The organism is Micromonospora sp. M51 (assembly GCF_018070305.1).
Lineage (GTDB): Bacteria > Actinomycetota > Actinomycetes > Mycobacteriales > Micromonosporaceae > Micromonospora > Micromonospora parva.
In genome coordinates this window covers 1-11853 of record NZ_JAGPXZ010000111.1, presented here as the reverse complement: position 1 = coordinate 11853, position 11853 = coordinate 1, and the positions used below count along the sequence as shown (strand labels likewise).

Annotated in this window: 10 protein-coding genes; 8 read left to right on the top strand and 2 right to left on the bottom strand. The window is 69.3% G+C overall.

Features of this window, described 5'->3' with window-relative positions; translation table 11 throughout:
* The 4 genes from KBX53_RS08955 to KBX53_RS08940 form a co-directional block, all read left to right on the top strand.
* On the top strand, positions 1 to 835 hold an 835-nt coding region (locus tag KBX53_RS08955), incomplete at its 5' end, for an ABC transporter permease (protein ID WP_210858553.1).
* A gap of 24 nt (positions 836 to 859) precedes the next feature.
* Positions 860 to 2032, top strand: a complete 1173-nt coding sequence (locus KBX53_RS08950) for an ABC transporter substrate-binding protein (protein ID WP_210858552.1) — start codon at positions 860 to 862, stop codon at positions 2030 to 2032.
* Positions 2033 to 2038: 6 nt separating this feature from the next.
* Positions 2039 to 2890, top strand: coding sequence for a sugar phosphate isomerase/epimerase (locus KBX53_RS08945; RefSeq protein WP_210858550.1), 852 nt, complete (start codon positions 2039 to 2041; stop codon positions 2888 to 2890).
* Positions 2891 to 2974: 84 nt separating this feature from the next.
* Entirely contained in the window at positions 2975 to 5365 is a 2391-nt protein-coding gene (locus tag KBX53_RS08940; RefSeq protein ID WP_210858548.1) for an RICIN domain-containing protein, read from the top strand.
* A gap of 64 nt (positions 5366 to 5429) precedes the next feature.
* On the opposite strand, the gene KBX53_RS08935 is transcribed toward KBX53_RS08940, so the two are convergent.
* Together KBX53_RS08935 and KBX53_RS08930 are read right to left on the bottom strand one after the other, a co-directional pair.
* Positions 5430 to 6554 carry a family 43 glycosylhydrolase gene (locus tag KBX53_RS08935; RefSeq protein ID WP_309140734.1) on the bottom strand — a complete coding sequence of 375 codons (1125 nt, stop codon included), beginning with the start codon at positions 6552 to 6554 and terminating at the stop codon, positions 5430 to 5432.
* The gene (locus KBX53_RS08930) at positions 6457 to 7482 is read right to left on the bottom strand and encodes a LacI family DNA-binding transcriptional regulator (protein ID WP_210858544.1); all 1026 of its coding nucleotides are present in this window, start codon (positions 7480 to 7482) and stop codon (positions 6457 to 6459) included. Before KBX53_RS08930 ends, KBX53_RS08935 begins: the two co-directional genes overlap by 98 nt.
* Positions 7483 to 7853: 371 nt before the next feature.
* On the opposite strand from KBX53_RS08930, the gene KBX53_RS08925 reads away from it, so the two are divergent.
* The 4 genes from KBX53_RS08925 to KBX53_RS08910 form a co-directional block, all read left to right on the top strand.
* Positions 7854 to 9209 carry an ABC transporter substrate-binding protein gene (locus KBX53_RS08925; RefSeq protein WP_210858542.1) on the top strand — a complete coding sequence of 452 codons (1356 nt, stop codon included), beginning with the start codon at positions 7854 to 7856 and terminating at the stop codon, positions 9207 to 9209.
* Positions 9206 to 10159 carry a carbohydrate ABC transporter permease gene (locus KBX53_RS08920; protein ID WP_030333881.1) on the top strand — a complete coding sequence of 318 codons (954 nt, stop codon included), beginning with the start codon at positions 9206 to 9208 and terminating at the stop codon, positions 10157 to 10159. The genes KBX53_RS08925 and KBX53_RS08920 overlap by 4 nt, the downstream gene beginning before the upstream one ends.
* Positions 10156 to 10980 carry a carbohydrate ABC transporter permease gene (locus KBX53_RS08915; RefSeq protein ID WP_210858541.1) on the top strand — a complete coding sequence of 275 codons (825 nt, stop codon included), beginning with the start codon at positions 10156 to 10158 and terminating at the stop codon, positions 10978 to 10980. The genes KBX53_RS08920 and KBX53_RS08915 overlap by 4 nt, the downstream gene beginning before the upstream one ends.
* Before the next feature lie 3 nt (positions 10981 to 10983).
* Positions 10984 to 11853, top strand: an 870-nt coding sequence (locus KBX53_RS08910) for a serine hydrolase domain-containing protein (RefSeq protein WP_210858539.1), incomplete at its 3' end; no start/stop codon positions are given.

The following is an 11853-nucleotide window of genomic DNA, read 5'->3' as shown; positions in this document are numbered from 1 at the left end:
GTTCCTGGGTCGGTCGGCGCCGATCATCCTGCTCGCCGCCGGTCAGTACTTCGTGATCGTCTCCGGTGAGTTCGATCTCTCGGTCGGGTCCCTGGTGACCGCGCAGGTGGTGGTCGCCGCCCGGCTGATCGACAGCGACCCGGCGCGTACCTGGCCGGTGGTGCTGCTCCTGCTCGCCTTCGGAGCACTTGTCGGGCTGGTCAACGGCCTGGTCACGACCCGGCTGCGGGTGCCGTCGTTCATCACCACCCTCGGCATGTTCCTGATCCTCGTGGGCGCTGTCTACCTGTGGTCCGACGGCGCTCCGAAGGGTGGGCTCTCCGAGGAGTTCCGGCGGTTCGGCCGGCGGGCCTTCGAGGACGTTCCGGTGCTGGGCCGGGTGCCGTACGCGCTGCTGGTTCTGGTGGTCCTGGCGGTGGCGGCAGTGCTGCTGATGCGGTCGGACTTCGGTCGGACGCTGGTCGCCGTCGGCGACAACCCGCGCACCGCCGAGCTGAGCGGGGTACGGGTGTGGCGTACCCGGACCTTCGCTTTCATCCTCAGCGGTCTGGCCGCGGCGGTGGCGGCGATCCTCCTGGGTGGCTACAGCGGCGTGTCGTTCCAGGCCGGCAACGGCCTGGAGTTCGGTGCGATCACCGCGGTCGTCCTCGGTGGGGTGGCGCTCGGCGGGGGTCGCGGCGCTGTTGTCGGGGCGATGCTCGGCGCGCTGACCCTCGAACTGCTGTTCGCTCTCATGAATTTCTACGGCGTCTCCGGCGCCCTCAGGTCGACCGTCCAGGGCGCGATCATCCTGCTCGCCGTGGCGGTCTCGGCAACGCGTTCTTCGTCCAGATAAGGGGAAACCATAGTGCGACGTTCCATGGCGGCCATTGCCGCTGTCACCCTGCTGTCCCTTGCCGCCTGTGCCACCGACGAGCCGGCCGCGAGCCCGTCGGGGAGTGCGTCCGCCGCCACTGGTTCCGGCACCGGGGACCAGTCGAAGTTCTTCGTGCAGGCCGACTACGACGCCGAGTTGGCGCTGCTCGACGCGGCACCGACGGGCCCGGCCGACAAGCCGTGGGAGCAGGTGCTCAACCCGACGATGGTCGACACGGCCAAGTTCAAGAAGAACGGCCCGCACAAGATCTGCTTCTCGAACGCTGCCCTGAACAACCCGTGGCGTCAGGTCGGGTTCAAGACGATGCAGGCCGAGGTCGAGGCGCAGAAGAGCCGCATCAAGGAGTTCGTGCACGTCGACGCCGAGGGCAAGGACCAGAAGCAGATCGCGGACATCAACGACCTGCTCGGCAAGGGTTGCGACGCGCTCATCGTCTCGCCGAACACCACCGCCACGCTCACCCCGGCCGTCGAGGCGGCCTGCAAGGCGGGGTTGCCGGTCGTCGTCTTCGACCGTGGGGTCAACACGAAGTGCCCGGTGACGTTCATCAACCCCATCGGCGGTTACGGGTTCGGCCATGTCGGCGCCGAGTTCGTCAGCCAGAAGATGAAGCCCGGCGGCAAGGTCCTCGCCCTGCGGATCCTGCCCGGCGTCGACGTCCTGGAGACCCGCTGGTCGGCGGCGAAGGTGGCGTTCGACAAGGCGAAGGTCGACGTCGTGGGCGTCGAGTTCACCGACGGTGACCCGGCCAAGACCAAGAAGATCGTCGACGACTACATCCAGCGGTACGGCACGATCGACGGGGTCTGGATGGACGCCGGAGCGACGGCCGTCGCGGCGGTCGAGGCGTTCCAGGACGCGGGCAAGCCCGTTCCGCCGATGAACGGCGAGGACCAGCTCGACTTCCTGAAGATCTGGAAGGACAAGAACCTCACCGCGATCGCACCGACCTACCCGACCTACCAGTGGCGGACGCCGATTCTGGCGGTGCTGCAGATCCTCGACGGCAAGCAGGTGTCCAGCCCGTGGAAGCTGCCACAGCCGACCGTCACGCAGGACAACCTCGACAAGTATCTCGACCCGAGCATGCCGCCCCTGCACTACGCGATGTGCGGCTGCACCGACCTGCCCGGCTACCCGCAGCGCTGGAAGTAGGGTCCGATGTACGCCATCGGCGTCAACCCCTGGGTCTGGGCCTCGCCGGTCGACGACAAGGCCCTGGCCGAGCTGATTCCGCGGATCGCCGAGTTCGGCTTCGACGCCGTCGAGTTGCCGATCGAGCAGCCCGGTGACTGGGACCCGATCCGTACCCGGGACCTGTTGGCGGCGCACGGCCTCGTGGCCGCCGGTGTCTGCGCGGTCACCCCGCCGGGGCGGGAACTGGTCGACGCCGCGCCAGCGGTGGTCGAGTCGACGGTGGCGTACCTCATGGGCTGCGTGGCGAGCGCGGCGGCCGTCGGCGCTGGATGCGTCGGCGGCCCCGCGTACGCCTCGGTCGGCCGCATCTGGCGGATGTCGCCAGCGGCCCGCGCGGCCTGCTACGCGGATTTCCGGCGCAACCTGGCGCCGGTGGCCGAGCGGGCCGGCGAGTTGGGCGTGAGTATCGGCGTCGAGGCGTTGAACCGCTACGAGACGAGCGTCGTCAACACCGTCGAACAGACCGTCGAGTTGATCGACGGGTTACCGTCCAACGTCGGCATCATGATCGACACGTACCACATGAACATCGAGGAAGCCGACCCCTACGCGGCCCTCGCCGTCGCCGGCCGGCACATCAAGCACGTCCAGGTCAGCGGCACCAACCGGGGCGCGCCCGGTGCTGACCACTTCGACTGGCCCCGCTTCTTCACCGTCCTGCGGGACACCGGCTACCAGGGCGCTGTCTGCATCGAGTCGTTCACGGCGGAGAACGAGACCATCGCCACCGCCGCGGCGATCTGGCGGCCGTTGGCCCCCTCGCAGGACCGTCTCGCCACGGACGGCCTGCGCTATCTCCGGGAGATCCTCGGGTAGCCGCCGCCCCCTCCTACCAGCCACGCCTCCCGCCCGTCGAGGCGTTCCGTCCCCATGCCCTCCGCACGTCAGGAGCACCGTCCCATGTCCTCTTCTCCTCCGCTGCGCCGGCTGCTGGCCGGCGCCGCCGCGACGGCGGTGACCGCAGTGGTCGCCGTGACCGTCGCGGCGTCCCCGGCCGTCGCGGCCACCACCACCCTGTACGCGTCGCCCTCCGGTGCCGGCACCACCTGCTCCGCCAGCCAGCCGTGTTCGCTGACCGGTGCCCAGACCGCGGTCCGGGCGATCAACAGCGCGATGTCCGGTGACATCGTGGTGGAGTTGGCCAACGGCACGTACCGGCTCTCGTCGCCGCTGCGGTTCACCGCCGCCGACTCGGGCAACAACGGCTACCAGGTGATCTGGCGGGCGGCCGCCGGCGCGCGTCCGACGATCACCGGCGCGCGGGCGGTCACCGGTTGGTCGCTCGTCGACTCCGGCAAGAACATCTGGCGGGCCAGCGTTCCCGCCGGTCTCGATTCCCGCCAGCTCTACGTCAACGGGGCTGTCGCCACGCGGGCGCGTACCGCGGTGAACCGCTCCGACTTCACCTTCACCACGTCCGGAATGCGGTTCACCAACAGCGCCCTCAGCTACCTCAACAACCTGGGCAACCAGAACCGCGTCGAGGTGGAGAGCGTCGGTTCGTTCACCGACCGGTACTCGCCCGTGCAGAGCATCAGCGGGAACTTCCTGACGATGCAGCAGCCCGCGTGGAACAACAACACCTTCGGGTTCGACACCCTCTCCAGCCCGCACCGCGCCGGGCCGTTCTACCTGACCAACGCGTACGAGTTCCTGGACTCAGCGGGGGAGTGGTATCTCAACCCGAGCAACGGCCAGCTCAACTACATCCCGCTCGCCGGGCAGAACATGAGTTCGGTCAGCGTCGAGCTGCCGCAGTTGCAGTCACTGGTCAACGTCGGGGGCAGCTACGACGCGCCGGCGCACCACATCTCGTTCAGCGGCATCACCTTCACCGGCACCAGCTGGCTCGGCCCCAGCAGCAGCAACGGCTTCGCCGACCAGCAGACCGGCGCCCACATCACCGGCACCTGGTCCCGCCCGTCCGACGCGCTGACCTCCTGCCAGGCCGGCTGCCCCCAGTTCGAGGCCACCCGACCGAACTGGAACCAGATGCCCGCCGCCGTGCAGGTCTCCGCCGCCAACACCATCACCTTCAGCGACTCCCAGTTCGTCAACCTCGGGCAGACGGCGATCGGCATCGGCAACGACGCCAACGCCCACGCCAGCGGGGTCGGCCTGGGGGCCAGCAACATCACCGTCACCCGCTCCGAGATCGCCCGCAACTCCGCCGGTGGCATCGTGGTCGGCGGTGTGCGGGCCGACGCCCACCACCCGAGCGACCAGCGGATGGTCAACCGCAACATCACCATCAGCAACAACCGGGTGCACGACCTCGGCCTGGAGTACCGGGGTGTGGTGTCGATCCTGACCACCTACGTGAACACGGCACTGGTCTCGCACAACGAGGTCTACAACATGCCGTACACCGGTCTGTCGGTCGGCTACGGCTGGGGCGCCAACGACGCCGGCGGCAGTCAGCACTACGCGAACCGGGGGCTGTACAACTACCAGCCCCGCTACACGACGGCGACCACCGCGGCCAACAACCAGGTGATCGGCAACTACGTGCACGACGTGATGCAGCAGATGACCGACGGCGGGTGCATCTACACGCTGTCGGCGAACCCGGGCGGGACCATCAACGAGAACTACTGCCTGCGGACCAACGGCTGGTTCGGGCTCTACTTCGACGAGGGTTCCCGCTACTACACCGCCCGTAACAACGTGTTCTCCTCCACCGGTACCTGGGCCACCGCCAACTACTGGTACGCGGAGAACATGGGCAACTTCACCGTCACCAACAACTGGTCGACGAACAACAGCACGAACGTGACCAACGGTGACCGCGGCAACGTCGTCAACGGCAACGTCACTGTCACCGGAGGCAGTTGGCCGTCGGGTGCGCAGACGGTGATCAACGCGGCCGGCGTGCAGAGCGGCGGCAGCACCAACCCGCAGAACGTGCAGATCGTGGGCGTCCAGTCGGGCCGGTGCGCGGAGATCGGCGGGTCGAGCACCACGAACGGCACGCAGGCCCAGCTCTGGGACTGCATCAGCGGGGCCACCAACCAGCGGTGGACCCACACGGCCAGCCGGCAGCTCATGGTGTACGGCACCAAGTGCCTGGATGCCTCCGGCCAGGGCACCAGCAACGGCACCACAGTGGTGATCTGGGACTGCAACGGCCAGGCCAACCAGCAGTGGAACGTCAACGCCAACGGCACGATCACCGGCGTGCAGTCGGGTCTCTGCCTGGACGCCAACGGCGCCGGGACGGCGAACGGCACGAAGTTGATTCTCTGGTCCTGCAACGGCGGCACGAACCAGCAGTGGCAGCTGCGCAGCTGACCTGCCAGCTGGGCACCGACGGGTCCGGGCCGGGGCGACACGCCTCGGCCCGGACCTGTCCGGTCTACTGCCCGACCGTCGCCCTCGCCGTGTCCACTGTCAGCCCGGTCGCGGCCCGGTAGCGGACCGGGATCGGGTCGGTGATCTCCCCGACGAACGTGTCGTCGACGTGGTCGAGGAAGCCGATGAGGGACCAGTCGTCGGCGGGTCCGTGGACCAGCCGGGGCGCGTACAGGTGCGGGTGGGTGAACGGCTGGGCGGACGCGATGTCCCACGGTCCGAGGGTGCTCTCGCCGGTCGCCACCCAGATCCGGTGGTCGTCGCGCCGGGCGCTGCCGGTGGCGTCGGTGGAGAACAGCAGCAGCGGTTGCCCGTCGAGGACCGCGACCTGGGGCACCTCGAGGTGACCGAAACCGGCGGGGGTCGACAGGGGTGGTCGCACCGTCCAGGTCAGCAGGTCGGTGGAGGTGGCGTGGCCGACGACGCCACGGGTGTTCGCCGGCCCGGTGTTGGCACGGGCGGTGATGAGCATGTGCCAGCCCTGGCCGTGCGGGTCGGGGAACACCCACGGGTCACGCCAGGCCTGCTCGTACCACAGGTCCGTGTCCAGCAGCTCGTACCAGGTGGGGTCGGCCTGGACGATCGGTTCGTTGCCGTGCCGGTGCCAGGTCATCAGGTCGTCGGAGACGGCCAGCCCGATGCGTTGGACGAGCCCGTCCTCGGCGCGACCGACACCGGTGTAGAACAGGTACCACAGTCCGTCCGGCCCGCGCACTGTGCAGCCCGTCCAGGTCGCCAGGTCGTCCCAGCCGGGCGGGTCGGCGGGGACCAGGGCGTCGGCGACCAGCCGCCACGAGCGCAGGTCCGTCGAGACGGCGTGGCCGATCGTGGCCCGGCGGTGGCGGCGGTGCGGGTCGTGCAGGGCACGGGACGCGCGCAGGAAGAACACGTGCCAGAGGCCGTTGTCGTCCCGCGCGTACCAGCTGTCCCACACCCAGTGGTCGGGTAGACGAAGCATGGTCGGAAACCTAGCACTAAACCGTTTTAGCGTCGCCCCAGGCCAGCCCGGCGGTACGGTCGTGGGCCGTTGGTCAGCCGGCCGGGGGTGCGAGGGACCGGCGTCGGCGCAGCGGCATCGCCACCAGCGCGGGCTCGGCGACGCCGCCGTCCAGGAGCAGTTCGACAGCACGCCGCCCCATCTGCTCGTGCGGCAGGGCCGTGGTGGCCAGACTGGGCCGCAACCAGGCGGCGATCGGGTCGTCGTCGAACGAGATGACCGAGATGTCCTCCGGGACGGTCAGCCCCGCCTCGCCGAGCGCCTGGTAGGCGCCGAAGGCCAACCGGTCGTTCATGCAGATGACCGCGCTGGGGCGCTTCGGCTTGCTCAACAGGCCGCGCATGGCGGCGTACCCGTGCTCGGGCAACCACTCGGTGCAGAAGCACTCGGCCAGCAGGCTGACGTCCGCCTCGTCCAGGGTCTGCCGGATGCCGTGCAGCCGGGCGCTGGCGGCGAGCGAGACCTCCGGGTCGTCCTCCTTGAGCCGGTTGCGGCCGATGAGCGCGATCGCGTCGCGGTGGCCGAGCTCCAGCAGGGCGGCGGCGACGGAGCGGCCGGCCCCCTCGTCGTCGGGGACCACGCTGGGCAGACCGTCGGGGCTGGTGGCGTTGAGCAGCACCACCGGTCCGCCGAGGATGGCCGCGGGCACCGAAAGCCGTCGGGTCGCCATCGCCGCGTAGATCACCCCGTCGACCTGTCGGTCCAGGACGGCCTCGATGGCGTACTGCTCGAAGGTGGCGTCGCCCTGCGTCTCGGTGATGAGCAGGACGTGGTCGCGTTCGCGGGCCGCGTCGAGAGCGCCACGGATGAGGTCACCGGCGAACCGGGTGGTGGCCACGATGTCGGAGACGAACGCGATGGTGGCGGTCTTGCGGGTGCGGAGGCTGCGCGCGGCGAGGTTGGGCCGGTAGCCCAGCTCCTCGGCGGCGGCGAACACCCGCTGGTGCGCCTCGGCCGAGAGTCGGGTGCCCTCCCTGCCGTTGAGCACCATCGACGCGGCGGTCTTGGACAGCCCGGCTCTGCGCGCGACGTCGGCGAGTGTTGCTCTGTTGCGGCCCATCAGTCCTCCGAATCAGGCGCGGTGCCGCAGGCACCGCTCCCGCCCATCATGATGCGTCGCCGCCCAGGATCCAGCGCCGGTCGTGTCGGTGCGGTGTGAACCCGACGTTTCCGCACCGTTGCCAAGTTGTCCTTGACAGCTTCCCGTGCCACGCGCATGCTCTGCTAAATCAGTTTAGCGACCACTTCTGGTGCATCCAGAGGCGCCTTCGGTGGCCGTGCCGGCTTCTTTTTCGCTGACGGTACGGGTGCTGCGCCCGGGCGGCAGGTCACGGCGTACGTGTCGTGGCCGCACCCGGTCGCGCTGGTCCCGGTGGAGCCGTCGCGCGGCCGTGGGTCGCGGGACGCGTGGAGATGTCAAGGAGTCATGAAATGGCAGAATTGCTGACAAAGTTTCCGCGACGGAGAACGGTGCTCCTCGCGTCGCTGCTGGCGGTCGGGGTGACCGCGACGGCCTGCAGCGCCCCGGGCGAGGACCGGTCGTCGACCCAGAAGTCCGATGCCGCCGTCACGACGGAGCTGGGGACCGACCCGATCACCTTGGAGATGTACGCCGAGACCGGCTTCCCGCTGGCCAAGGCGTTGGCCGAGGAGTTCTCCAAGCAGCACTCGAACGTCAAGTTCAACATCCGTGAGGACCAGTTCACGGTGATCGTGGAGAACGCGCCCCGGGTGATGGCCTCGGACAACTCGCCCGACATCATCCGGCTCCCCACCATGGTCGACCTGGTCAAGGACGACCTGCTCAAGAACCTCGACCCGTACTTCACCGCGTACGGCTGGGACAAGTTCCCCGCCTCGCAGCTCGTGCAGCTGCGCGTCGGTGAGAACACCCGGGGCACCGGCTCGCTGTTCGGGATGGGGCTCGGCTACAGCGTCACCGGCGTGTTCTACAACAAGAAGCTGGCCAGCCAGATCGGCATGACCCAGCCGCCGGCCACCGTGGCCGAGTTCGAGCAGTTGCTGGCCAAGGCGAAGGCCGGCGGGGTCCAGCCGATCATGCAGTTCAACAAGAACACCGCCGGCATCAACTTCCCGCACCAGGCGCTGCAGAACCAGTTCGGCGACCCGGCCCAGGTCGCCGACTGGATCTTCCAGAAGCCGGGGGCCACGTTCGACACCCCGGCCGCCCTGAAGGCCACCCAGACCATCCAGAAGTGGGCGCAGGCCGGCTACTTCCCGAAGGACGCCAACGCCATCGACTACGCCGGCATGGTGGGGGAGTTCCAGAAGGGCAACGGCCTGTTCATGTTCAACGGTGACTGGGAGTCGGCGAACCTCGACAAGTCGATGCCCGGCAACGTCGGCTTCTTCCTGTTCCCCACCGAGTCCCCCGGCGGAAAGCACGTGGCGATGTCCGCCCCGAACACCTTCGGCGTCTCCGCCAAGGCGAAGAACCCGGACGCCGCCGCGTACTTCCTGAACTGGGTGCACACCAACGCCAAGGCCCGGGAGATCTCGGTGACTGTCGGCGGCTCGAGCCCCGGCGGCCCGAGCGACCTGCCGGTGCCGGCCGCCGCCCCGAACACCGTGCTCGCCGAGACCCTCAAGGCGTCGCAGCAGCTCGGCGCGGAGAACGGCGCGGTCGACTTCACCGCGAACGCGACCGGCGGCATCTTCGCCGCCGCGATCACCCCGGAGATGCAGAAGCTGATCGCCGGCCAGCAGACGCCCGAGGGGTACGTGAAGGCGGTCCAGGCCGAGTACCAGAAGGAACTGTCCCGATGACGTCTGCCCTCGGCAGCGCACCAACCGGGCGCGACGATCGTCGCGCCCGTCCGACCCCCACGCGGGCCCACCGTTCCCGGTGGGCCCGCGCGGCCGGGACCGGCTGGTTGTACGTCCTGCCCGCCCTGGTGATGTACGCGGTGTTCGTCCTGCGCCCGCTCGTCCTGACGCTGCAGTACTCGCTCTACGACTGGAACGGGATCGGGGTGGCCCGCTGGGTGGGCCTGGACAACTACCTCACCGTCTTCACCGACAGCGACCTGCTGAAGATCATCGGTAACGCGATCGTCCTGATCGTCTTCTTCAGCTTCATCCCGGTCGCGCTCGGGCTGTTGGTGGCGAGCATGGTCCGCCGGATCACCACCGGCCCGTTCGGCACCGTCGTCCGGACCATCCTGTTCCTGCCGCAGGTCATCCCCCTGGTGGCGGCGGGCATCGCGTGGAGCTGGCTGCTTTCCTCGAACGGTCTGGTCAACCAGGTGCTGCGGGCGGTCGGGCTGGGTGGCGTCGCCCGCGCCTGGCTCGGCGACTTCGACACGGCGCTGCCCGCCGTCGGCGTCATCGGGGCCTGGGTCCTGCTCGGCCTCTGCACGATCCTGCTGGTGACCGGCATGAGCAAGATTGATCCGGCGCTGTACGAGGCCGCCCGCCTGGACGGCGCCGGTCCGTTCCGCGAGTTCTTCGCCGTGACCCTGCCCAGCCTGCGCCAGGAGATCGGCGTCTGCCTCACCGTGACCATCATCGCGGCCTTGGCGAGCTTCGACATCGTCTACATCTCCACCAGCGGCGGGCCCGGCCTCCAGACCACGGTGCCGGGTCTGGAGATCTACCGGCTGGCCTTCTCGCAACGGCAGGTGGGCCTCGCCTCGGCGCTCGCTGTCGTGCTGATGCTGCTGGTGCTGGCGTGTGTGCTGCCGATCCAGCGGCTCAGCCGAGGGGAGAAGTCGTGAACCTGACCCGACGCGAACAGCTGACCGGGCGTGTCTTCCTGATCGCCCTGATCGTCGTGACCCTGCTGCCGTTCGTGAGCATGTTGTCGGCGGCGTTGCAGCCGCGTGGCACCGTGCCCAGCGGGCTCGACTGGCCGTCCGACCCGCAGTGGGGGAACTTCGCCGACGCCTTCACCGCCGCGAACATGGGCGCCCTGCTCCGGTCCAGCCTGCTCATCGTGGCCGGTGTCGTGCCGGTGTCGGTGCTCATCGCGACCATGGCCGGCTTCGGCCTCGGTCAGTTGCGGGTGCCCGGTGGCCGGCTCGTCTTCGGCCTCTTCCTGCTGGGTCTGACCCTGCCGTTCGAGGCCGTGGTGACGCCGCTCTACTACCAGATGCAGGATCTCGGCCTGCTCAACACGCGCTGGGCCATCATCCTGCCGCTGATCGGCCTGTACATGCCGTTCGCGGTGTTCTGGATGCGGGCGCACTTCACCAACGTGCCGGTCGAGTTGACCGAGGCGGCCCGGGTGGACGGCAGCAGCACGTGGCAGTTGTTCTGGCGGGTCCAGGTGCCGCTGGCCCGGCCGGCGATCGCCTCGCTGAGCATCCTGATGTTCCTCTGGACGTGGAACCAGTTCCTGCTCGCCATCGTCCTGGTCGACGACGCCACCAAACGCACCATGGCCGGGGCGCTGGGCGCGTTCCAGGGCCAGTGGGGCACCGACCTGGTGCTGCTGTGTGCCGGGTCGCTGCTGATCCTCACCCCGACCCTCATCGTCTTCCTGATCTTCCAGCGACAGTTCATCAAGGCCCTGATCCAGGGGTCAGTGAAGGGGTAGGCAGTGGTCACACAGCCACAGATCCACGGCGACGTCGCCGACCGCTACGGGCGCGTCGCGGACGTCTTCCGGGACAACTTCACAGCGCGGGGCGAGGTCGGCGCCGCGGTCACCGTCTACGTGCGGGGCCGCAAGGTCGTCGACCTGTACGGCGGGGTCGCCGACACCCGGACCGGCCGGCAGTGGGACAGGGACACACCCGTCGTCGTCTTCTCCTGCACCAAGGGAATGCTGGCGATCTGCGCGTACCTGCTGGTCCAACAGGGCCGGCTCGACCTCGACGCGCCGGTGACGCGCTACTGGCCGGGGTTCGGACAGCACGGCAAGGCGCACATCCCGGTGCGCTGGCTGCTCACGCACCAGGCCGGTCTGCCCGCGTTGGACCGACCCCTGACCCTCGACGAGGTCCTGGCGTGGGACCCGGTGATCAAGGCGATCGAGGCGCAGGCCCCGTTGTGGGAGCCGGGCACGGCACACGGCTACCACCCGATGACCTACGGCTGGCTGGTCGGAGAGGTGATCCACCGCATCACCGGCCAACTACCCGGCGCGTTCTTCGCCGACACGCTCGCGGGCCCGCTCGGCCTGCGCACCTGGCTCGGGCTTCCGGCCGCCGAGAGTGACACCGTCGCCTGGGGCCTGGCGCCGCCGCCGGACCCGGACCCGTTCGAGGACCCGGTCGCCGAACGCGGCATCACCATGGGGGGCGCTTTCGCCTTCCCCGCCGACGCCGACGGCCTGGTGAGCTTCAACGACGACGCCATCCGGGCCGCCGGTGTTCCGGGCGCGGGCGCGGTGAGCACCGCGGACGGCCTCGCCCGCCTCTACGCCGCCTGCGTCTCCGATCTGCCGGGTCAGGTCTCGAGGCAGGTG